The sequence below is a fragment of the Microbispora sitophila genome, assembly GCF_014892245.1.
Taxonomy (GTDB): Bacteria; Actinomycetota; Actinomycetes; order Streptosporangiales; family Streptosporangiaceae; genus Microbispora; species Microbispora siamensis.
This window is the reverse complement of the sequence record NZ_JADBGC010000023.1, coordinates 145,623-167,302: the sequence shown is the minus strand read 5'-3', so window position 1 is coordinate 167,302 and position 21,680 is coordinate 145,623. Positions and strand designations below refer to the sequence as shown.

Below are 21,680 nucleotides of genomic sequence, written 5' to 3'. Positions count from 1 at the left end.
GGCCATGCTGGCCGACCTCGAGGAGCTGGTGCTCTGCGAGTCGTACTCCACCGACCACGAGGCGGTGGCGCGCAGCGCGCGGGTCGTCGGGGCGCTGGGCCGCAGGCTGCTGGGGGCCGAGCCGGAGACCCTGGTGATCGACGGGGTCACCCACCTCCGCTGGTCGTTCGGCCCGCCGCGGGTCCTGCTGCTGGGCCACCACGACACGGTCTGGCCGGTCGGCACGCTCCGCGAGCATCCCTGGTCGGTGCGGGACGGGGTGGCGCGGGGGCCGGGCGTGTTCGACATGAAGGCCGGTCTCGTGCAGCTCTTCCACGCGGTCGCCTCGCTGCCGTCCCCCGACGGGCTGACCGTGCTCGTCGTCGGGGACGAGGAGCTCGGCTCGCCGACCTCCCGCCCGCTGATCGAGTCGATCGCGTCGCGGTGCGCCGCCGCGTTCGTGCTGGAGGCCAGCGCGGACGGCGGCGCGCTGAAGACGGCCCGCAAGGGCATCTCGCGCTACGAGCTGACCGTGCACGGCCGGGCCGCGCACGCCGGCCTCGAACCCGAGCTGGGGGCCAACGCCGGCGTCGAGCTGGCCCACCAGGTGCTGGCCATCGCGGGCATCGCGTCCCAGGTCGAGTCGTCGTCCAGGGCGGGGGCGACGTCGGTGACGCCCACCATGCTGACCGCGGGGACGAGCACCAACACGGTGCCGGCCCGGGGCCGGGTGGCCGTCGACGTACGCGTGCCCGACCGGGCGGCGCAGCGACGGGTGGACGAGCTGATGCGGGCGCTGGCCCCGCACACCCCGGGCGTCCGGCTGGAGCTGCGCGGCGGGCCGAACCGCCCGCCGCTCGACCCCGCCGCCTCCGCCGGGCTGTTCGAGGTCGCCGTACGGCTCGCCGCCGAGCTGGGCATGACGCCGCTGCGCGGGGTGTCGGTCGGCGGCGGCTCGGACGGCAACTTCACCGCGGGCGTCGGCTGCCCGACGCTCGACGGCCTGGGTGCGGTGGGAGGCGGCGCGCACGCCGCCGAGGAGCACGTCCTGGTCGCCGAGATGCCGGTCCGCGCCCGCCTGGTCGCGGCGCTGGCCGCGTACGTGCTGTCCGGCGGGCCGATCACCGGCCCCGGCGGCGCCGATCCCACGCCACGGGACGTGCGGCAGACCGCCGGGGAGACCGCGTGAACCCGGGTGATCCCGTCACCGCCCGGGATCAGGCGGCCGGAGCCGCCGCGCGACGCGGCCTGCGGATCGCCGAGCTGCGCACGGTCGCCGAGTTCGAGCGCGTGGTCCGGCTGTTCGACGGCATCTGGCGTCCGGAGCCCTGGAACCCTCCGATCACGGCGGAGCTGATGCGGGCGCTGACCCACGCGGGCGGGTACGTCGCCGGGGCGTTCGACGGCCCGGAACTCGTCGGTGCCGCCGCCGCCTTCCTCGCGGCGCCCGCGGGGCAGGCGCTGCACTCGCACGTGACCGGCGCCGTGCGGCCCGGCGCCGGGTTCGCGCTCAAGCTGCACCAGCGGGCCTGGGCCCTGGAGCGCGGCCTGAGCCGGATCACCTGGACCTTCGATCCCCTCGTGCGCCGCAACGCCCACTTCAACCTGGCCAAGCTGGCCGCCCTGCCGGAGGAGTATCTGCCCGACTTCTACGGCCCGATGGGCGACGCGGTCAACGCCGGCGACGAGTCCGACCGCGTCCTCGCGGTGTGGCGGCTGGACGACCCGCGGGTGGCGCGGGCCTGCGACGGCCTGCCGTACCGGCCCGCCGGGGCGGACGGCGCGGTGACCGCGCTGGCCGAGCTGGACGGCGGGCCGGTCGCCCTGCCCGCGGACGGGCCTGCCGTGCTCGTCGCCGTGCCCGCGGACGTGGAGGCCCTCCGCCGGGCCGCCCCGGAGACGGCCAAGGCCTGGCGGCACGCCGTACGCGACGTGCTGGGCGGGCTGATGGCGCGGGGCCGTACGGTGACGGGCTTCGCCGGCGGCTGCTACGTCGTCGAGCGGCGCTCCCCCGCCCCCGGGTGAGACGGGCGGCGTGACCCGGCGCTGCTTTCGGGGCCGGAATGGGTAGAGACCGGACAGCGGCGTCCCGGCGACGGCGTCGATCATCGGCACAGGTAACGTGCCAGGTGAGCCGGGGTGGGGACACCCGGCGCGGCCACGAGGCCTTATTGATCATCTGATTACCGGGGGGAATCAGATGAGCGGATGGCGGGGATCCTCGGTGCGGATCCGCTTGACGGTGCTCGCGAGCGCGGTGATGGCGCTCCTGTGCGCCGTCGCCGTGCTGCTGGTCCTCGGCGTCCTGCACGGCACCGCCCAGCGCTACAAGACCGACGAGATCACCACCACCGCCGTACGCCTCGCCTACCAGGCCAAGCGCGACCGGCTGCCGCCGGTGCTGCTGGACCCGGGCGTGGCCGGCGTGCAGGTGATCGACCACAACGGCCAAATCGTCTCCGTCAGCGACACCCTGACCGGCCGCCCGCGCATGGCCGCGTTCCGGCCGGAGCTGACGACCCCCGAGACGAGCAAGGTGCTGTGCGCCTCCCCGGCGTTCCCGGACCGGTGCATGGTCGTCGTCGCGTTCCGCTTCCACAACACCGGTGGCCTGTGGACGGTCTACGCTGCCGACGACACCGTGCCGTGGTACGTCAGCGGCCCACTGCTGGCGGCGCTCCTCGGCGGCTCTCTCCTGCTGGTCGGGCTCACCGTGCTCGGCACGTACCAGACCGTGCGCAAGGCGCTCGGCCCGGTGGAGGCGATCACGAGCAAGCTGGCCCGGATCACCGCGACCGACCTGAGCCAGCGCGTGCCGGTGCCGAAGTATCACGACGAGATTCGTCGGCTCGCCGAGACCGCCAACCAGACGCTGGACCGGGCGGAGGTGGCCGTCGAGCGGCAGCGGCGCTTCGCCTCCGACGCCTCCCACGACCTGCGCAGCCCGCTGACGGCGATGCGCACGGAGATCGAGGAGGCGTTGCTGCACAGCGAGGACGCCGACTGGCCGGCCACCGGGCGCGCCCTGCTGAGCAGTTGCGACCGCCTGCAGGCGCTCGTGACCGACCTGCTCCAGCTCGCCCGGCTCGACGCCGGCGCGCCGCCGCGTCGTGAGCCCGCCGACCTCGGCGGGCTCGCCGCCCGTGAGCTTGACCGCAGGTCGCGCAAGGTGGAGGTGGTGCGGCACCTGACGCCCGGCGTGGTGGTCGTCGGCGACCGGCTGGCCCTGGCGCGCCTGCTCAACAACCTCCTCGACAACGGCGAGCGGCACGCGGTGTCCAGGCTCACCGTGACCGTGCGGCGGGAGGGCGGCAAGGGCGTGCTGGAGGTGCTCGACGACGGCACGGGAATCCCGCCCGACAAGCGGGAGCTGGTCTTCCAGCGCTTCGCCCGGCTCGACGCCGCCCGGTCGAAGGACGCCGGCGGCACCGGGCTCGGGCTGTCCATCGCCCGCCAGATCGCCCAGGCGCACGGGGGGACGCTCACGATCGAGGACAGCGACCGGGGCGCCCGCTTCGTGCTGCGTCTCCCGCTCGCGCCCGCCCGGTGACGGGTCAGTCCTCCTCGGGCGCGACGATCACGGTGGGCACCGGGACGCGCAGGGCCTCGGCGACCGCCTCCTCCAGCTCCCCGGGCGTCTTGACGGCACGGCCCCGGGCTCCGTACGCGGCGGCGAGGGCGGGGAAGTCGGGCGCGTGCAGGTCCACGGCGACCGGCCGCATGCCCCGCTCCCGCATCTCCTCGCGGATCTCCCCGAAGCCGCCGTTCACGGAGACGACGATCGGCAGGCTCAGCTCCAGCTCCACCGCCGTGGCCAGCTCCTGCAGGCTGAACTGGAAGGCCCCGTCGCCGGCCAGCGCCACCACGGGGAGGTCGGGCCGCCCGAGCTTGGCGCCGACGGCGGCCGGCAACGCGAAGCCCAGCGTGCCGAATCCGGTGGGGAACAGGAACCGCCCGGGCGGGTCCATCGGCATGCCGACGAGCGCCCCGTGGTAGACGAACATCGAGTTGTCGCCCACCACGACGGTCTCCGGCGGCAGGGCCCGGCGCAGCGCCGCGAGCTGGCCGGACCACCTGCGGGTGAGCTCTTCGAGCTCCGCCTTGTGACCCGCGCCGGGATCCGGCTCCCGGCGCGGCCGCGGCACGGCGCCCTGCCGGTCGAGCCGTTCCGCCAGCCCGCGCATGGCGAGCTCCGCGTCCGCGACGATCGCCACGTCGGCCACGTGGTCGCCGTACATCTGCCCCGGGTCGATGTCGATCCGCACGAGGCGGCCGGACAGGGCGAAGGCGTCGTCCCACAGGTCGGCCGGCCCGAGCTCGGTGCCGACGGCCAGCACGACGTCGCACGCGGCGAGCCACCGGCGTACGGCCGCCAGGTGCAGCGTGGTGCCGAGCGCCAGCGGATGGCTCTCCGGCACCGCGCCCTTGCCGTTGACGGTGGTCACGACCCGCGCGCCGAGCCGTTCCGCCAGGCGCATCGCCAGACGCCCCACCGGCGGCTCGGCGCCCCGGCGCCGCTCGCCCGGGCATTGGGCGCCGCCGCCGAGCACGAGGCCCGGGCGGCGCGCCGTGCGCAGCAGCCCGGCCGCCACGTCGAGGGCCCGTGGATCGGGCTCACGGCGCGTGATCCGGTACGGCGGGACGATCTTCACCTGGCCCTTCAGGTCGAGCAGGTCGTAGGGGATCTCGATGTGGACCGGCCGGGGGCGCCCCTCGGCGAACCGCCCGAAGGCGCGGGCGACCGCGGCGGGGATCTCCCGCACGGTCGTCACGCGGTGGCTCCAGGCGCACAGCGCGTCGATCGCCCGCGACTGGTCCCTGCTCTCGTGCAGGTAGCCGCGGCCATCGCGGGGATGTGCGGTGGGCACGCCCGGTGAGACGAGCAGGATCGGGGAGGAGTCGGAGTACGCCTGCCCGAGAGCCGTGGCCGCGTTGACCACACCGGGACCGGTGGTGGTGACGACGACGCCGGGCCTGCCGGTCACTCTGGCGTATCCGTCGGCGGCGTATCCCGCGCCCTGCTCGTGCCGGGGCGTCACGCATCGCACGCCCGCCCGGTCGAGCTCCTCGTAGATCGCGAGGTTATGAGTGCCCGGAATACCGAAAATCGTGTCGACGCCGTGCAGTCGCAGCGCCTCGACCAGGGCGCGCGCCCCCGTGGGCGTCGTGATCGTCCCCGCCGGGGGGATCGGGTCATGGCCGTCCACGTATCACTTCCCGGGATAGCGGAGGGGTTTCCCTTGGGTTTCCCAAATGGTTTCCCCTTCCATGCGTCGCCCTACCGTTCCGCGTGCCGCAATTTTTCCTCCGGCAATCGAAAACGGGGCCGGGAACGCGACCCGACCTCGTGTTCGTCCGATCCGTACGTCAGCACATTCTCAATGGACTTCACAGCCTGGCGCACCATCCGGTCCATCGCCTCGACGGTGTGGGAAGCGATATGCCCGGTGACCAGGAGGCGTTCGGGGAAATCCCGCCGCAATTCGATCGCCTCCTTGCATTCCGGGCCGTAGAAGCCGTCGAAGACCGCCATGCTGACGCGGCCCTTCTCCAGGCCGGTGTAAAGGGCGCCGGGACTGACGATGGCCGGGCGGGCGGTGTTGACGAGGATCGCGCCCTCAGGCATCCGGCCGATCACCGACGAGTCGACCATCGACCTGGTCTCGTCGGTCTCCGGCACCATGACCACGAGGATGTCGCTGCCCGCGGCCAGGTCGAGCAGGGGCAGGTAGGAGATGCCGAGGTCCCGCTCGGCGTCCGGCCTGCGGGTGCGGCTGTAATAGGAGACGCGGACGCCGAAGCCCCGGCGCAGGATCTCCGCGATCCGCCGGCCGTTCGCGCCCATGCCGATGATGCCGACGCTGCGGGCGGCGAGCTCGTGGGGCAGTTCGTCGGAGCCCTGCCAGCCGAGGACCCGGGCGCCCAGATGCCGGGGGATGCCCAGGTTGGCGTTCACGATCTGCGCGACCGTGAACGTCGCGACCGCGTCGGTGGCCGCCCCCGGAGTGCTCGTGACGGCGATGCCGAGCCGGTCGGCCGCCGCCGCGTCGACGAAGTTCTCGTAGCCCACCCCGAGGAAGGCCACGACCTTCAGCGTCTTGCGCGCCTCGCGCAGCGCCCGCGCGCTCGCCCGCTCCTCACCGCCGTGCAGATAGGCGACCGCTCCCCGCAGCTCGCGCACCAGCTGGTCCTCGTTCAGCGGCGACGCGAGCCGCCGTACGGTGAGCCCCTGCCGGGCGAGCGGCTCCAGCAGCGCCATGTCGATGCCCGCCCCGGTCACCAGGACCGTCCCCCCTCTGGGGGCCGCTCCGGCCGCCGGCCGCGGCTGCACGGGACGATAGTCCGTTATATCCCTCGGAGCCGCGGTTTGGGACATTTCAAATATCTCTCAGACTTAGGACATATATGTCTGTTTTTCTCTGTGGTATCTCTCCAATCACAACAACCAGGCGGTGCACGAAATACCACGGATGGTCCAGGCGACGGAGCTGGAATCCAATGGTATAAGGGTTGTGGTGGTTCCGTCTCCACCTGAGTCGGAAAAGGAAACCCCTAGGGAGGGTCTGGGGACCCCTGCCTCGGTCCCGACCGGCCACACGAGCGTGCCTTTCTTCGCGACGGCAGCACGGAGAGGGCGCGACAAAGACGGCGCAGCGCAGTGAAGAGGGCGCAGCGCAGAGAGGGCCCACATGAAACTCCAGCCGCGACAGCAGCTTCTGGAGCTGTGGGAGGCGGCCGCGCGCGCCTCCTACCGGGACGGCGTCTGGGCGTGGGGCGGCCGGGACGGGTCGAACTCCATCTCCGACGCGGAGCAGCTTCTCTGCTTCATGTATCCGGCCTCGGAACTGCCGGGCTTCCGCCTGGACACGCCGGACGAGACGGCCGACGACGTGCTGACCGCGCTGTCCGTCCTCGGCGACTCGGTGGAGATCCCCAAGCTCCTGCTCAAGGTCATCGGGCAGTACCTGCGCACGTACACCGCCGACGACGGCCGCCCGCTGTTCTCCGGAGGCAGCTACTTCCGCTCCGTGGACGACGAGACGAAGGTCACTCCCGAGCAGCTCCAGCTCGACGTGGTCGACTCCTTCTCCATGTCGGTCACGCTCGCCCTCGGCACACTCGGCTTCCTGAAGGTCTTCCGCCAGAGCGTGCGGCGCGAGTCCATCCGCCGCGAGATCCGCGAGCTGGAGGACCTGGCCAGCAAACGGCTGTCGGCCGCGATGGCGGGCCTGCTGCGCAGTTTCACGGTCAACGCGTTCGACCCCGGCTCCACGGCGGGCCGCGCGCTGCTGCGCACGGTGAACCAGACCGGCGCACCCGTCCGCCGCGTGCTCGACGACCTGCGGCGCGAGCTGCGGCCGGTACGGGCCGGCCTGCGCGACCTGACGATCGGCTCGGGCAGCCAGGTGGATCTGGACAACGAGAACCTGCTGTTCGAGTGCGGCTGGACGTGGGGCATCGTGAAGGACGCCCCCGACATCGTCACGCCGCTCGACATCGGCCCCCAGCCCAAGGGCGTGGCCGCCGACACGCCGTTCCTGTACTTCACCGTCAACGCCCTCGTCGGCATCGCCGACCTGTTCTCCGCCCGCACCCGCGTCCTGAGCCTGCTCAACGACGACCAGATCACCCTCGCCCAGGCCATTCAGCGCCGCTGGGACCTCACCCAGTCCTACTGGCGCACCATCGCGACGTACGGGCGGGGCACCTGGCCGCTGGAGGACATCCCGTGGCGGACGGTCGACGAGAAGGAGTCGGACTACTACAGCCTCGGCGTCACCGCCATGGTGGTGCAGAGCCTGGTCAACAACCGGGCGGCCGACGTGGACCTCGGCCGGGTCGCCGCGGTGCTGGAGGAGCTGGCCATCCGCGCCAGGATCATCCGCAGGGCGGTGCCGGGCGACCCGCCCGTGCTGATGCACTCCCCCGGCGTCCCGATCAACCTGCACGGCAGCGACGTGCTCGGCCCCCACCTGCTGTGGGTCGTCTCCGACTTCGCCATCACGCTGCTCAAACGGACCATCTGGGCCGCCTCCATCGCGCAGAACACGCGGATGCGCGAGCGGCTGCTCGCCCTCGCCGACCAGATCTGGCGGCACATCATGCTGCGCCGCCATACGGACGGCCCGGCCGCCGGCCTGTGGGACCAGCCGGGCAACGTCTTCACCGACATCCAGGTGCGCGACGAGGAGCCGTCCTGGTACTTCAGCGAACGGGTCGTCGAGTTCCTCGTCTCCGCGGCGACGTCCAGTGGAGAGCCGCCGCTGCGCAGCCCGCAGCTCGTCGAGCTGGCCCTCCAGATGCTCGGGGAGGCCGAGCACCTGCTGGACCAGGAGCTGGTCACCCGGCCTCTGGTGGGCGGGCAGACGATCCAGCCCAAGCTGCGTTCGATCCAGGCGTCGCTGCAGCGGGCCAGGGCGATCGTCAGCGACCGGCCCGCCACCGCCCAGGCGCTGATCAACGACGCCCTGCTCGGCCTCGAACGGCTGTCCGCCGCCCGCGACAGCGCATCGGAGGCGATCTGAGGTGCTTGTCTTCGCGATCTCGGACAAGGGCGGGACCGGGCGCTCGGTCACCGGCACCAACATCGTGTACCGGCACGCCCTGCAGGGCAACGACGTCTGCTACCTGGACTTCGACTTCGGCTCGCCGACCGCCGGGGCGATCTTCAGCGTCAGCGCGGTGGCCCGCGGCACCCCGGAGAACGGCCTGCACGAATACCTGCGGGGCGAGTGCCCGCAGCCGCGGCGGGTGGACGTGTGGGCCGAGTCCGACCGCGAGGGGCTGCGCACCCGCCCGCCAGGCGCGGGACGGCTCGTGCTGCTGCCGGGCAGCGAGGGCGGCGGCGAGCTGTCGGCCCTCACCGACGAGATCGTCGGCCGCTGCGTCCAGCTGTTCGGGCGGCTGGAGGAGGAGTTCGACCTGTGCATGGTCGACGTCAGCGCCGGCCGGTCGTTCACCGCGGAGCTGGTCCTGGCGGCGACCGTGCGGATGCCCGCGATCCCGTTCCGCTGGCTGGTCTTCCACCGCTGGACGCGCCAGCACATCATCGCGGCCGACGGGCTCGTCGCCGGCGCCGACGGGCTGCTCGACGTCGGCAGCAGGTTCGGTCACGACCGGGAGGACCTGCGCGACCGCATCCGCTTCGTGCGCACGGCCGTGCTCGAACCGGACGCGGCGGAGCTCGTCGGGCTGCGCGACGAGCAGCGGGCCTGGCTGAGCGCGTGCGACAGCGAGCTGCGCGAGCTGGCCGGCCGCCACGGCGTCGGCCGTACGGCCATGCTCGGCAAGATCCCCCTGGACCCGGTCCTCCAGTGGCGCGAGCAGCTCATCACCGACGAGGACGTGCTCGCCAGCAAGATCGCCAACGCGGAGACCGCCGCCGCGTTCGACGAGCTCGCCAAGAAGATCGTCGATGACAGCGCGTGGGAGGGCCTGTGACGCCGGTGCACGCGACGTTCGGCGAGGTGGCGGCCGAGCGCAGGATCGCCTCCGTCCCCCTCTCCCATGTGTCCGTCGAGCTCGGGCACCTCTACATGGAGGACTTCGAGGCGGGCCCGGACCGGCTGCGCGAGCAGTTCCGCAGGGTCGCGCCGTGGCTCGCCACGGTCCGCTCGTTATGGCGGGAGCGGGTGCCCGGGGGCCGGGCCCGGGTGAGCACCTGCTTTCTGGTGGACGACTACTTCAGCCGCTTCAGCACCCCCGCCGAACTGGTCCCGATGGTCCTGGAGGCGGCGGCGGAGCACGACCTGTCCATCGACTACCTGGCCCGCGAGTCGGCCTGCGCCCAATCGGGCGGTGTCGAGCTGGCCCGGCTCGTGGAGGATCGGCTCGTCGACGACCCGCCGCCGGAGACCGACGGGTCGCGCCCGCCCGTGAAGGAGACGGGCTGGCTGTGCAACGGCTCCCGCTCGCCCCGCACCGCCCCGCTGCAGGCGATGGGCAAGGCCCGGCCGTGGGAGCCTCCCGCCCAGAACGCCAAGCGCGGCCACTCGATCTTCGTGGACGTCGAACTGTGGGACGAGAAGGGGCCGCGGCGCACCTGGTCGTGCCCCTTCCTCGCGGCCGTCTGGCAGCTCCTGCGGCTGGGGCTGCTGCGCAGCGAGGGCCGGGTGCCGCTCCCGCCGGTGGCCCTGGACGGCGGCTGGCCCCGCGACTGGGACGGACTGCCCGCGGTCGTCCGGCTCAACCCCCAGGCCGCGCCGTTCAGCGCGTACACCACGCTGTCCGTCCTCTCCCCCCGGTTCCTGCCCGTCGAGCTGGCCGTACGGACGATCCTGAGCCAGGTCGCGGTGGACGACGAGGTCCTGCGGCAGGTCGCCACCCGGAGCGAGAGCGAGGGAGTCCGGCTCGAAGAGGAGCTCGTCGACCGCATCTCCTACGTCTTCGTCTGAGGGGTTTCGATTATGAGGGCGGCCCGATGCTGGTGATCGGGGAAGTCCACACCGGGCTGCTGCAGAACTCCGGGGAGATCTCCGAGTCGACGTGCCGTCAGGTGCTGGGGCTCATGGCCGGGGAGACCGTGCGGGTCTCCCGCCGTCCCATCGTCCACGCGCTGTCGCCCGAGCGGCTGACCGGGGTGGACTGCGCGCTGCCCGCCGCCTCCCGCTCCCGGATCAGGGGCGTCGGCACGGTCGTGTCCCGCTGCGCGGTGACCGGGGGCCGGGTGGCCCAGGGGTCGTCGTACGTCCGGGTGGTGCGCTCGGAGGCCGACCGCCGGCTGCCCTGGTCGCACTACCTGTCCCGGCCCGGGGTCGTGGAGGTCCTGGGGAAGGCGAAGGCGGCCGACCTCGCCGAAGGGTTCACCGGCGATCCCGCGCCCGGCTGCCTCGATCTGGGGGCCGTCAGCGGCCGCTTCCTCGATCTCGTCCAGGCGTCCCCGCTGCTGGACCGGCGGGCCCCCTTCAAGATCCCGCGGACGAGCCTGCGGTGGGTGGCCGAGACCGGCGAGCCGTCGATCCGGTTCACCCTGCACACCGAGCAGGAGCGGACCGTCCGCCTGACGCATCCCGGCCCGTTCACCCCCGCCGTGGTCGACCTGTGCGAGGACCTCGCGACGCACGACTGGCTGCTGACGTCGCTGCTGGTCATCGTCGAGCGCGCGCGGATCGGTGCGACGCCGGGGGCCCAGGCGGCGGCCCGCCTGGCGCCCGCCATCGACCACCTCATGCACCTGTGGATGCCCGCCGCCCGGGTCGAGGAGTGGCTGACGCCGTTCTGGGAGAGCCTGGAGCGGCGGCCGGGGTTCACCCGGCAGTGGCGTTCCCTGGTCGACCGGGTCCGCGACCAGGTCGCGATGAACACCCTGGCCCTGCTCAGCGCGACCGCCGAACCCGGAAGGAGGTGACCGTGACCGGAGCAGCACCCGAGCCGTCCCAGGCGCTCGTCCCGAGGATCGTGCGCAAGGTCCTCGTGACGGTGCTCGTGGGCGGCGTGAGCTACCTCGTGAGCAACGCTCTCATCCACGGGCCGAACGAGGACCTGTGGAGCCTGCTGCTCGCGACGTTCATCAGCGGCGTGGTCTTCGTCGTGCAGTTCCTCGTGGACGTGGACAACCAGCTGGAGACCGTGCTGCAGGAGCAGCGCAGGCAGCACACGAAGACCCACGACCTGGTGGCCGACAGCTTCTCCAGGATCAACGAGGCCAGCAAGCTGTTCGGCCTCATGGAGGTGTCGGCGCTGCAGACCAGGGGCGCGGCCGAGCTGGTGCAGAACGCCGCCAAGATCCGCGACGACATGCCCGACCTCGTCAAGAGCCTGGTGCACCACGAGGTCAGCCGGATGGCGAAGTTCCTCGGCGAGCTGGCCGACGGCAGGTACGCGCTGTACGAGGGCGAGGACCGCGACTGGCTGCTGGCGCTCGCGCGCAACACCCGGGTCAGTCTCGACGCGGTCAGCCTGAGCAGCGTGGACGCCCGCGACACCGAGTTCGAGGGCGGCTTCTGGCACACCGACCTCGGGCAGCGCTACGTCAAGCTCCAGCGCGACCTCGTCCAGCGCGGGGCGCGGGTGCGCCGGGTGTTCGTGGTGGATCGTTCCGAGCGGCTCGACTCCGAGGCGTTCCGCCGGGTGTGGAAGTGGCAGACCACGGTCGGGATCGAGGTGCGCACGCTCCTCCTCACCGACGCGCCGCCCCTGCTGCGCGGCTCGCTGTCGGACTTCATCCTGTTCGACGGGGTCGTCTACTACGAGTCCAACCCCGCCCCGCAGGTCGGCGACGGCATCGCCCCGGTGATCCACAGCACGATCCTCGTCCAGGACCAGGAGAGGGTGCGGGAGCGGGCCGAGCGGTTCAGCGAACTGTGGGAGGCGGCGACACCGGCGGCGTAGGCGGGAGCGGCGCGGGAGGAAAGGGGCGGTCGGGCCGGCAGACGGCGAGCAGGTCCTTCTCCCGGGGGCCGGCGGTCCCGCGGACCAGGGCCGCCACCAGTTCGGCCGTGACGGGGGCGAGCGTGACCCCGAGGCCGCTGTGGCCGGTGGCCGCCAAGACCCGGCCGTGGTCGTCCACGTGGCCGAGGATGGGCATGTGGTCGGCGCTGCCCGGCCGCAGTCCGGCCCAGCGCCGGCCGATCGGCCAGGTGGCCGCTTTGGGCATGAGAGCGGCGACGCCCCGCCGGATCTCCTCGACCGCCGCGGCGGTCACCGTCACGTCCCCCACGTTCTCCTCGTAGGTGACGCCGACGGCCACCCTGCCGTCGTAGCGCGGGACGAGATAGGGGTAGTACTCCCGGCCGTCCTGCCTGATCTCCGCGAAGATGTGGTGGCGCAGCGGGTAGGTGACGGCCCCGGGCGGACGGACGTCGAAGGCCACGCCCTTGATGGGGAACAGGTGGGCGCGGTGGCGAGGCAGGAAGACCCCGCTCAGGTGGCCGGCCGCGACGACGGCCTGCTCCGCGGACACCCGGCGGCCGTCGTGGAGGTCCACCTCGACACCGCCCGGCCCGGTCCGCAGGTCGGTGGCACGCACCGCGTTCAGCACCCGGATCGGCGTACGACCCGACAGCACGGCTCCCGCCAGGGCGGCCATGAGCACCCGCGGGTCGAGCGCGAGCTCCTCCGGCAGCAGGAACCCGCCGACGACGCGCTCGCTCAGCAGCGGTTCGAGTCTCCTGGCGTCGGCGGCCGTCAGCCGCTCGACGGCGAACGGCGAGTTCTTCCACTGCGGCAGCACCTTGGACTCCAGGCGCTCCATCTCGGCCTCGTCCAGTGCGACCTGGATGTCGCCGCCGTCCAGCACCGGGACCTCGACGCCGGAGGCGTCGCGGATCTCCTCGAGCCAGTCCGGGTAGATGTCGCGGCTGCTCTTGATGACGCTGCTGAGCGGGCCGAGGCAGGAGGGCTCCGTCTGGGTCAGGATGCCGCCCATCGCGCCGTCGGAGGCGCCGAGCCCGAGGCGCTGCCCGGCGTCCACGAGCACCACGCTCGTGCCCCGCACGGCCAGCCGGTGCGCGATCGCGCAGCCGATCACGCCACCACCGATGATCACGACGTCACAGGTCTCAGGCACGCGGGCTCCCAATTCGCCGTCCCCTCGCTTCGACAGTAGGTGAGGGATGGCCGTTCAAGAAGGCCACACACGGGTGACCTCGCCGAACTGTACCGCGCGGAAATCTTGCCGGCCGGGAATTCCCGCCGAGTCGCGTCGTGGCGGCCCCCTTCCCGAGTTATTGGATGAGTCGTACAATTGCGGTGCCGGAAGGGAGGCCGCATGTCCGCCGCACCGAAGACCACCGCGAGCAGGGAGAAGGACGAGCACGTCGCGGCCCGGAGCGCGTACGAGGCCGTCATCGAACGCCTGTCGAAGGCCTCGGTCGACAAGCACTGGGAGCCGTACGTCGACATCCCCTGGGACGACCCGGAGTTCCACGTGGACCAGACCGACCCGCGGTGGGAGCTGCCGCCGGCCGACAGGCTGGGCGGCCATCCCTGGTATCGGAGCCGGTCGCCGGAGGTCAGGGCGCGCATCGGGCTCTGGCGGGTCGCGACCGCCATGAAGATCGGGCTGCAGTTCGAGAACCTGCTCAAGCGCGGGCTGCTCAACTACGCCTACCGGCTGCCGAACGGCTCTCCCGAGTTCCGGTACGTCTACCACGAGACGATCGAAGAAGGTCATCACGGGATGATGTTCCAGGAGTTCGTGAACCGCACGAAGCTCCCCATTCGCGGCATGCCCGGGCCGCTCAGCCTGCTCGCCCAGGTGGTGCCGTGGATTCCGCTGATCTCCACCGAGCTGTTCTTCATCTTCGTGCTGGGCGGCGAGGACCCGATCGACCACGTGCAGCGCACGACGCTCAGGAGCGGGCGCATCCGGCATCCGCTCGAGGAGACCATCATGCGCATCCACGTGGCGGAGGAGGCGCGGCACATCTCCTTCGCCCGTCACTACCTCCGCCGGCGGATGCCGCGCATGCCGCGCTACCGCCGCTTCGCGCTGAGCCTGCTCACGCCGCTGATCATCGGCCTGATGGCGCGGATCATGCTGTCCCCGCCAGGCTCCATGATCAGGGCGTTCCGGATCCCGGACGACGTCGTGCGCGAGGTCTACCTCGACAACCCCGAGACGGCCGCGCAGACCCGCGACTCGGTGTCCAGGACGAGAGAGCTTTGCGCCGATCTGGGCATGATGAACCCGATCAGCCGCCGTTTGTGGCGGGCGATGGGCATCTGGGACGAGCCGAAGGCTCAAGCGAGGGGAAACGCGTGAGGAAGACCGCCGTCGTCACGGGCGGGGCGTCGGGGATCGGGCGGGCCGTCGCCGCCGAGCTCGTACGGCGGGGCGTCCACGTCACGATCGCCGACGTCCGGGGGGCCGAGGACACCGCCAAGGATCTCGGCTGCGCGGGCGTCGTGTGCGACGTCTCCGACGCGGAGGCCGTGCGGGAGCTGGTCACCGGGGTGGCGGCGGAGCACGGGCGGCTCGACTTCCTGTTCAACAACGCCGGAATCGCGGTGGGCGGCCGTGCCGAGGAGTTCACGCTCGACCACTGGAACCGGACCATCGACGTGAACCTGCGCGGGGTGGTTCACGGGGTGCACGCGGCGTACCCGCTCATGATCGAGCAGGGCTACGGGCACATCGTCAACACCGCGTCGCTGGCCGGGCTGACCCCCGCGCCCATGATGCTGCCGTACACGGCGACCAAGCACGCCGTCGTCGGGCTGTCGCTCGCGCTGCGGGCCGAGGCGGCGGCGCACGGTGTGAAGGTCAGCGTGGTCTGCCCCGGGTTCACCGACACCCCGCTGCTGGACAACGCCAACCCCGGGCTGCCGCAGACCGAGATCGGCCTGCGCGCCCGCACGACGGCCGTGCGGGCCCAGGGCCGTCTGTATCCCGTGGAGTCGCTCGCCCGCGACGTGCTGCGCGGCGTGGCCAGGAACCAGGCGCTCATCGTCGCGCCCGCGTCCGCCCGCGCCACCTGGCGGGCCGTACGGCTCTCGCCCGCCCTGGCGGTGCGGGCGGCCGGCTCCGCCTTCCGCCGCATCATGGGCTGAGTCACGGCCGGATCATGGACCGAGCGGCAGGTACTCGAACCAGTCGAACGCGGCGACGTTGGAGCTCGGGCGGCCGTTGGAGCTGGCGTACATGCCGATGTAGGCCCCGGTGAAGCCGCCGGCCACGGCGGTGCTGAGAATCCTGCCGTCCACCGGGTCGCCGACGTCGGTCCACTCCCCCGCCGCCACGGCGTACCTGGCCTGGTAGGCCTGCCCGCGCGCCTCCACTCCGAGATACAGCCGCCGCTGGCCGGGCACCCGTACGGAGGCGAGCAGGTCGTCCCAGCCCGCCCTCCTGCGGACGAGTTCGAGGCCGCGCGCGGTCCGCACGAGCAGCACGTGGTGGTCGTCGTTCTGCACCAGGGCGAGACCGGCGCACTCCCCGGCCGCGGGCGCGAAGTCGAGCGCGGCGTGGACGGCGAAGTCCGTGTGCTGCTGTCTGCGGGCGACCAGGCTCGGGTTGACCCGCTGGGCCAGCGTCTCCGGCCGCAGCCGCAGCCGCAGCCGGCTGTCGCCCAGGCTCCAGTAGGGCGTGCGCGGCGTGCGCAGGTGGTTCCAGACGGGCGAGAGCCGGTCGGCGTCGAAGTGGTCGCAGGCGGGGACGGCGGGCCAGCGGTGCTCGGGCAGCGCCGGCCCCGCGGCCACGGGCGCGACCTGCGCGGCGACCGGCCAGCCGTCCTCCCAGGAGACCCGGGTGAGGAACGTCTCCCTGCCCAGGTTGTCGCCTCTCAGGTTGCCGGTGCCCAGGTCGCCGGGGGTGCCGTACGGGCGGGTGGCCAGCAGCACCATCCACCATTCGCCGTCCTGGGTCTCCACCAGGTCGGCGTGGCCCGTGCAGGCGATGGGATGGCCGAGGCCGAGATGCCGGTGGGTGAGGATCGGGTTGCGCGGGTTCGGCTCGTACGGCCCGGTGACGTGGTCGGCCCTGGCGACCACGACCGCGTGGTCGTACGACGTGCCGCCCTCCGAGGTCAGCAGGTAGTACCTGCCGCCGATCTTGTACAGGTGCGGGCCCTCGGACCACACCGCGCCCCGCTGGGCGGCCTCCCAGACGACCCGCTCCTCGCCGCACGGCTCCAGCGTGGACGGGTCGAGCTCCACGAGGTAGACCTCGGTGTCGCCGGGATAGCGGGGCGCGTCCTTCTCCCTGGTGCCGGTGAGCCAGACCCGGCCGCCGTCGAACAGGAGCGAGGGATCGATGCCGCGGGTCTCCGGCAGCCATCGGGGTTCGCTCCAGGGGCCCGCGGGGTCGGTGGCGGTGACGACGAAGTTGCCCCGCCCGTCCACCAGCGTGGTGACGACGTAGAAGACGCCGTCGTGGTGGCGGATGGTGGCCGCGTAGACGCCGCCCGAGGGCCGCATTCCGTCCAGGTCGAGCTGGGACGGGCGGTCGAGCACGTGCCCGAGCTGCCGCCAGTTGACCAGGTCGCGGCTGTGGAAGATCGGCACTCCGGGGAACCACTCGAAGCTGGAGGTCACCAGGTAGTAGTCCTCGCCCACCCGGCAGACCGATGGATCGGGGTGGAACCCGGGGATGACCGGGTTCCGGTACTCCCAGCCGTCGACTCCGTCGATCATTCGTTCCTTCCTCGAACGTGACCGGCCCGGTTCCCCATGTGGGGAACCGGGCCGTCCGGCACGGACACGGTGCGCCGGCCCCTTCCAGCGCAGGGCCTTCCAGCGCAGAGCCTTCCAGCACGGGGCCTCCCTGCGCCAGGCCCCTGCGCTGGTCCTCTTCGCTGCATCCCTGCATCGGGTCCCTGCGGCAGGTCCGGTGCCGGAGCTCAGTACCAGAGTTCAGTGCCGGAGTTCAGTACCGCAGTTGGAGCACGCCCCAGTGGCTCGTGTCCCGGTATCCCTGCCCGGTGGCGTCGTTCCAGGTCACCGCGCCGGTCCTGGCGGCGCCCGTGGCGTCGTTGACCTGGACGTCGAAGCCGAGCAGCGTGCCGTCCCGCAGCGTGATCGTGGGCAGCTTCACGGCGGCCTCGACCACGTAGCCGCCGGGGACGGTCTTGGCGGCGGCCGTCAGGTTGCCCGCTATGGCGGCGGGGTCGAGCGGGCCTCCGGCCGACGTCTTCCCGGAGAAGCTGATCCGATACTGGCCGTCGTCGTCGCCGTAGCCCCTGGTCTTGCCGTTGCCGGGGTCGACGAAGAACTCGACGGAGTCCTGCTCCCACGGGTTGGCCGACTGCTCGCTGAGCGTGGGGTCGGCGACCTGCGCCAGCAGGTACAGGGTGTCGCCGCTCCACAGGGCCCGGGCCCGCGCGGTCGCCCCCGACGTGCCCTGGATCCAGGTGGCGGTGCGGATCTCCGGCGCCGCCGCCCAGGCCCGGTCGACGGTGCCGTCGACCACCGGTTGCCGACGCGGTGCGGTGGTCAGCTTCACCGCGGGCGTAGCGGTGACCTTCCCGGTCCAGGAGGTCTGCGAGCCGCCGGAGGCGTCCGCGACCGACACGGTGACGTCGGTCCCGATCGGGAGTCGCGCCTCCACCCGGTAACCCCCGGCCGTCTTCTTCACGGCCGCGTCGACGCCGCGCGGGTGGCCGCCGTCGCGCCGGACGGCGTACGGCGTGCCGCCCACGGTGAACGTGACCCGGTCGCTTCGGTCGTTGCTCGGGTCGCGCACCTCGGCCAGGACGTAGAGCCACTTGGCCGACGAGCGGGCCTGGAATCCGGCGGACACGTCGCCGACGCGGGCGATGGGGGCGTCGGGCAGCAGGTCCCACTCGAGGTCGCGACCGCCGTCCACCTTCGGCGTCGCGGCGGGGGCCTCCAGTCTGCGCGCAAAGGGCGGCAGCTTCGCCGGGTCCACGATGCCCCAGTACGCCGGCTTGGCCTGGAGTTCGTCGTCGAAGAGCAGCGGGGCGTTCAGCCGGGTGATCGGGAAGGTCGACAGCCAGGTGGCGTCGTCGGCCAGGCCCCACACGGTGACCGAGCTGAGCTGGGCCTTGTGCCTGCGGAAGACGTCGAACAGCTCCTTGTAGCGGTAGCCCTGCTCGGCGAGCACCTCGGCGGGCACCTCGTCGTACGTGGAGACGAAGTCGGGGTAGACGCTCACGTCCAGCTCGGTGATCTGCTGGTCCACCCCGAGCGTGGCGAACGTCGAGATGGTGGCCTCGACCTCGGAAGCCGGCGGCTGCTCGATGTTGAGGTGGAGCTGGTGGCCGACGCCGTCGATCGGCACGCCCTCGGCCTTCAGCTTCTTCACCAGGTCGTACAGCGCCTGCCGCTTGCGCGGGAACTCGGTGTTGTAGTCGTTGATGAACAGCTTGGCGGCCGGGTCGGTCTCGTGCGCGACGCGGAAGGCCGTGCGGATGAAGTCGAGGCCGGTGATCTGGAACCACTTCGACCGGCGCAGGCCGTCGGGCTGGTTCTCGTCCACGACCTCGTTGACCACGTCCCAGACCGCGATCTTGCCCTTGTAGCGGCCGACCAGCGTCTTCACGTGGTTCTCCAGCCGCTTGAGCAGCAGCGCCTTGTCCTCGGGCGAGGAGGTGAGGTCACGGTCGCCGTCCTTGAACACCCAGTCGGGCGTCTGGCTGTGCCAGGCGAGCGTGTGCCCGCGGAAGGTGAGGCCGTGCTGGACGGCGTAGTTCACCAGGTAGTCGCCCTCGGCGAAGGTGAACTCGCCCTCGCGCGGCTCGGTCGCGTCCCATTTGAGGTCGTTGCCGGGGGTGACCCCGCTGAAGTGCTTGAGCAGCAGGTCGCCGTGCTCGCCGAGCGTCTGGGCGCGGGCGACGGCCGCGCCCAGCGTGAACGGCACCTCGTCCTTCAGTGAGGGGATGTCGGTCTGGATCGGCTTGGGCTCGACGTACGTCAGCGTGAAGTCGTCCAGGTAGAAGGGGAACGTGCCGGTGTCGGACTCGACGTAGACGCTGAGGAAGTCCACGTCGTACGCGAGCGTGTAGGTGCCGGTGAGCCGCACCCACTGTCCCTCGGAGACGGCCTTCGGCGCGGCCACCCGCTCGTAGCTGGGAGTGCCGTTCGTCCGGCGCTCGATCGACAGGCCGAGGTTGCCCGCGGTCGTGTCCGGGCCGAGGCGCACCCAGGCCGACAGCGTGTACTTCGACCCCTTGGCCATCTTGCCGAGCACACTGATCGCCGGGCCGTCCCAGGAGGCCGAGCGGCCGGTCACCGCGAGGCTGTGGGAGCCGCCGTGCGCGGCTTCCGTGCTCGCCGTCAGGGTCGCCGAGGCGCGCGGCGACCAGCCCTGGGCCGTGCCGGTCTCGAAGTCGGTGCTCAGGCCCGAGCGCGCGGGGTCGGTGTCCGAGGTGATGACGATGTCGTCGATGTAGTACTTCGCGGTGGCCTCGGAGCTCTCGGCGTAGAGCTGCAGGCCGGTGGAGTCGGCGCCGAAGGAGTAGGTGCCGGACAGCTCGGCCCAGCCGCCGTCGGTCACGGTGGCGGCGGCCACCCGTTCGTAGGTGGTGTCGCCGCCGTCGGGTGTGCGCTGCACGGTCAGCGCGATCGTGCTCGACGGCTCCCCGCTCACCATCCGGGCGTACGCCGTGACCTGGTACGTGACGCCCTTCTGGAAGGGCGGGCTGATGGACGCCCCGTGCCAGGTGGCGGTGCGGCCGGAGGTGAGCAGAGAGCGCGACCCCGAGTGCGCGGCGTCGGAGGTCGCGCCGACCTCGACCCCGCCGCCTCTGGGCCCCCATCCCTGGGTGGTGCCGTCTTCGAAGTCGTACTTCGCGACCTGCACGGCCGCGGCGTCGGCGGGTGCCGCACTCGCCGCGACCACCGGCAGTCCCATGAACAGGCACAGGACTGCCGCGGCCGCCCGGGAACGGAGGCTGCGCATCGGGGGGTCTCCTCGTGCCGCGCTAGCGCGCGGCCAGGTTGTCGGCGAGAAGCCGGATCAGGGGCTCACGCCGGGTGCAGTTGGACAGGGCGAAGGAGTCGGCGAGCGTGAGCAGCTCGTCGTCGTCCAGCCCGCGGAACAGCTCGGCGTACTCGAGCAGCAGCGCCTGTGCGATCAGGATGTGCCGGATGAGGTCGTCGGTCTGGTAACGGGCGCCCCACGGGTAAGGGTCCCAGGAAGGGAACTCCGTGTCGATCAGCCGGTGCAGCGGCGCGAGCTCGCTCGCCGTCTCCTCCATCGTCGAGCCCCACCGGTCGGCGCCGAGCCGCTTCTTCTTCGCCATGAACGGCCCGAACCGCTCCATGTACGACCCGCCGGCGCAGACCAGGCCCTGCAGGCCGACGTCCTTGTAGGTCCAGATGGACCAGCCGGCCTCGTACGCGTCGAAGATCTCCAGCTGGTCGCGCAGGATCTGGTAGCGCTGCTCGTCCACCGAGGGGTCACCGATGTAGACGGGCCCGAACTCGCCGACCCAGATCGGCGTGCCGGTCTCCCGCTGGAAGGCGGTGCGGCGGGCGAAGGTGCGCTCCAGCTCGTCGCGGTCGCACCACTCGCCCCGGGTGAAGCCCGGGTAGGGGCCGCCGTGGGCGAACCCGGCCAGCGCGTAGTCGTGGCAGACGAAAACGGTGTTCTCGTAGACCTCATGGAAGACCGAGAAGTCGGTCGAGTAGGTGTTGCCGTCGAGGAACAGCACGTGGGCGGGGTCCACCGCGCGCAGCGCCTTGACCAGACGGTCGTAGAAGGGCCCGACCACCCTGCCGCTGGGGTCGCCCGGCTCGTTGATCGGGTTGTAGCCCGCCACCCACGGGTTGTCCTTGTAGTGGTCGGCCAGCGCCTCCCACAGGTGAACCGCCCGGTCCTGGAAGTGCCGGTGCTGCCAGAAGGAGGCGACGTGGGTGGGGTTGTCGGAGTGCCAGTGCTGGTTCTGCGCCCCCGGGAGCGCGTGCAGGTCGATGACGCTGTAGACGCCGCGCTCCCCCAGCAAGCCGACGACCCGGTCGAGGTGGCGGAAGCCACGCTCGATGATCTCCATCGGGCGGTCGTCCGCCTCGAAGTGGTGGTAGTTCACCGGGATGCGCACGCAGTTGACGCCCATGTCCCGCAGGAGGTCGGCGTCGGCCTCGGTGAAGAACGAGGTCAGGAAGCGGTCGAAGAACAATTCGTAGCGTTCCTCGCCGAGCACCTCCCGCACCGCCGCGCGCATCGAGGACTCGTTTGCCGGGTAGCCGGTGATGAAGTTCTCCATGTTGAGCCAGCCGCCCAGGCCGACCCCCCGCAGCCTGACCGGGTCGCCCGCCTCGTCTACCAGCCGGGATCCGGACACGCGCAGCAGCGTCATCGATTC

16 protein-coding genes are annotated in these 21,680 nt (G+C 72.0%); 10 read left to right on the top strand and 6 right to left on the bottom strand.

Annotated features, from left to right (window positions below):
- Positions 1–4 precede the first annotated feature (4 nt).
- The 3 genes from IL992_RS34360 (at position 5) to IL992_RS34350 (ending at position 3,529) form a co-directional block, all read left to right on the top strand.
- Positions 5–1,168, top strand: a complete 1,164-nt coding sequence (locus tag IL992_RS34360; RefSeq protein WP_193207477.1) for a M20/M25/M40 family metallo-hydrolase — start codon at positions 5–7, stop codon at positions 1,166–1,168.
- Entirely contained in the window at positions 1,165–2,004 is an 840-nt protein-coding gene (locus IL992_RS34355; protein ID WP_193207476.1) for a GNAT family N-acetyltransferase, read from the top strand. The genes IL992_RS34360 and IL992_RS34355 overlap by 4 nt, the downstream gene beginning before the upstream one ends.
- Positions 2,005–2,203: 199 nt before the next feature.
- Entirely contained in the window at positions 2,204–3,529 is a 1,326-nt protein-coding gene (locus IL992_RS34350) for a HAMP domain-containing sensor histidine kinase (protein WP_319019011.1), read from the top strand.
- A gap of 4 nt (positions 3,530–3,533) precedes the next feature.
- Here IL992_RS34350 and IL992_RS34345 read toward each other — a convergent pair whose 3' ends face one another.
- Together IL992_RS34345 and IL992_RS34340 are read right to left on the bottom strand one after the other, a co-directional pair.
- Positions 3,534–5,186 (bottom strand): thiamine pyrophosphate-binding protein, encoded by a 1,653-nt coding sequence (locus IL992_RS34345; protein WP_319019010.1) that lies wholly within the window; start codon positions 5,184–5,186, stop codon positions 3,534–3,536.
- Positions 5,187–5,257: 71 nt separating this feature from the next.
- On the bottom strand, positions 5,258–6,310 hold the full coding sequence (locus IL992_RS34340) for a 2-hydroxyacid dehydrogenase (protein WP_193207475.1): 1,053 nt from the start codon (positions 6,308–6,310) through the stop codon (positions 5,258–5,260).
- A gap of 358 nt (positions 6,311–6,668) precedes the next feature.
- Between IL992_RS34340 and IL992_RS34335 the strand changes: the two genes are divergently transcribed.
- Genes IL992_RS34335 through IL992_RS34315 form a run of 5 tightly spaced genes read left to right on the top strand, consistent with a single transcriptional unit; the run spans position 6,669 to position 12,309 of the window.
- Positions 6,669–8,504, top strand: a complete 1,836-nt coding sequence (locus IL992_RS34335; RefSeq protein ID WP_193207474.1) for an SCO2524 family protein — start codon at positions 6,669–6,671, stop codon at positions 8,502–8,504.
- A 1-nt stretch (position 8,505) separates the two neighbouring features.
- The gene (locus IL992_RS34330; RefSeq protein ID WP_193207473.1) at positions 8,506–9,420 is read left to right on the top strand and encodes an SCO2523 family variant P-loop protein; all 915 of its coding nucleotides are present in this window, start codon (positions 8,506–8,508) and stop codon (positions 9,418–9,420) included.
- Positions 9,417–10,373 carry an SCO2522 family protein gene (locus IL992_RS34325; RefSeq protein ID WP_143737526.1) on the top strand — a complete coding sequence of 319 codons (957 nt, stop codon included), beginning with the start codon at positions 9,417–9,419 and terminating at the stop codon, positions 10,371–10,373. The genes IL992_RS34330 and IL992_RS34325 overlap by 4 nt, the downstream gene beginning before the upstream one ends.
- 26 nt (positions 10,374–10,399) lie before the next feature.
- Entirely contained in the window at positions 10,400–11,326 is a 927-nt protein-coding gene (locus tag IL992_RS34320) for an SCO2521 family protein (protein ID WP_193207472.1), read from the top strand.
- A 2-nt stretch (positions 11,327–11,328) separates the two neighbouring features.
- Complete coding sequence (locus IL992_RS34315) at positions 11,329–12,309, top strand: phosphatidylserine/phosphatidylglycerophosphate/cardiolipin synthase family protein (protein WP_193207471.1); 981 nt, start codon at positions 11,329–11,331, stop codon at positions 12,307–12,309.
- On the opposite strand, the gene IL992_RS34310 is transcribed toward IL992_RS34315, so the two are convergent.
- Positions 12,272–13,486 carry an NAD(P)/FAD-dependent oxidoreductase gene (locus tag IL992_RS34310; RefSeq protein ID WP_193207470.1) on the bottom strand — a complete coding sequence of 405 codons (1,215 nt, stop codon included), beginning with the start codon at positions 13,484–13,486 and terminating at the stop codon, positions 12,272–12,274. The two genes, IL992_RS34315 and IL992_RS34310, sit on opposite strands and share 38 nt — an antisense overlap.
- Positions 13,487–13,687: 201 nt before the next feature.
- On the opposite strand from IL992_RS34310, the gene IL992_RS46860 reads away from it, so the two are divergent.
- Both IL992_RS46860 and IL992_RS46855 read left to right on the top strand, forming a co-directional pair.
- Positions 13,688–14,683 carry an AurF N-oxygenase family protein gene (locus IL992_RS46860; RefSeq protein WP_226874250.1) on the top strand — a complete coding sequence of 332 codons (996 nt, stop codon included), beginning with the start codon at positions 13,688–13,690 and terminating at the stop codon, positions 14,681–14,683.
- The gene (locus IL992_RS46855; protein ID WP_319019009.1) at positions 14,680–15,471 is read left to right on the top strand and encodes an SDR family NAD(P)-dependent oxidoreductase; all 792 of its coding nucleotides are present in this window, start codon (positions 14,680–14,682) and stop codon (positions 15,469–15,471) included. The genes IL992_RS46860 and IL992_RS46855 overlap by 4 nt, the downstream gene beginning before the upstream one ends.
- 12 nt (positions 15,472–15,483) lie before the next feature.
- Here IL992_RS46855 and IL992_RS34300 read toward each other — a convergent pair whose 3' ends face one another.
- The 3 genes from IL992_RS34300 to IL992_RS34290 all read right to left on the bottom strand — a co-directional run bounded on the left by IL992_RS34300 (position 15,484) and on the right by IL992_RS34290 (position 21,674).
- Complete coding sequence (locus IL992_RS34300) at positions 15,484–17,049, bottom strand: glycoside hydrolase family 43 protein (RefSeq protein WP_193207469.1); 1,566 nt, start codon at positions 17,047–17,049, stop codon at positions 15,484–15,486.
- Between the two features lie 232 nt (positions 17,050–17,281).
- Complete coding sequence (locus IL992_RS34295) at positions 17,282–20,275, bottom strand: endo-1,4-beta-xylanase (protein ID WP_193207468.1); 2,994 nt, start codon at positions 20,273–20,275, stop codon at positions 17,282–17,284.
- A 22-nt stretch (positions 20,276–20,297) separates the two neighbouring features.
- On the bottom strand, positions 20,298–21,674 hold the full coding sequence (locus IL992_RS34290) for a glycoside hydrolase family 5 protein (protein ID WP_193207467.1): 1,377 nt from the start codon (positions 21,672–21,674) through the stop codon (positions 20,298–20,300).
- Positions 21,675–21,680 lie beyond the last annotated feature (6 nt).

Excerpts from the sequence above, each read along its gene's own strand:
- IL992_RS34320 (WP_193207472.1), top strand. The coding sequence starts at position 10,400 with ATGCTGGTGATCGGGGAAGTCCACACCGGGCTGCTGCAGAACTCCGGG.
- IL992_RS34295 (WP_193207468.1), bottom strand. The coding sequence starts at position 20,275 with ATGCGCAGCCTCCGTTCCCGGGCGGCCGCGGCAGTCCTGTGCCTGTTC.
- IL992_RS34290 (WP_193207467.1), bottom strand. The coding sequence starts at position 21,674 with ATGACGCTGCTGCGCGTGTCCGGATCCCGGCTGGTAGACGAGGCGGGC.
- IL992_RS34360 (WP_193207477.1), top strand. The coding sequence starts at position 5 with ATGCTGGCCGACCTCGAGGAGCTGGTGCTCTGCGAGTCGTACTCCACC.
- IL992_RS34300 (WP_193207469.1), bottom strand. The coding sequence starts at position 17,049 with ATGATCGACGGAGTCGACGGCTGGGAGTACCGGAACCCGGTCATCCCC.
- IL992_RS46860 (WP_226874250.1), top strand. The coding sequence starts at position 13,688 with ATGTCCGCCGCACCGAAGACCACCGCGAGCAGGGAGAAGGACGAGCAC.
- IL992_RS34335 (WP_193207474.1), top strand. The coding sequence starts at position 6,669 with ATGAAACTCCAGCCGCGACAGCAGCTTCTGGAGCTGTGGGAGGCGGCC.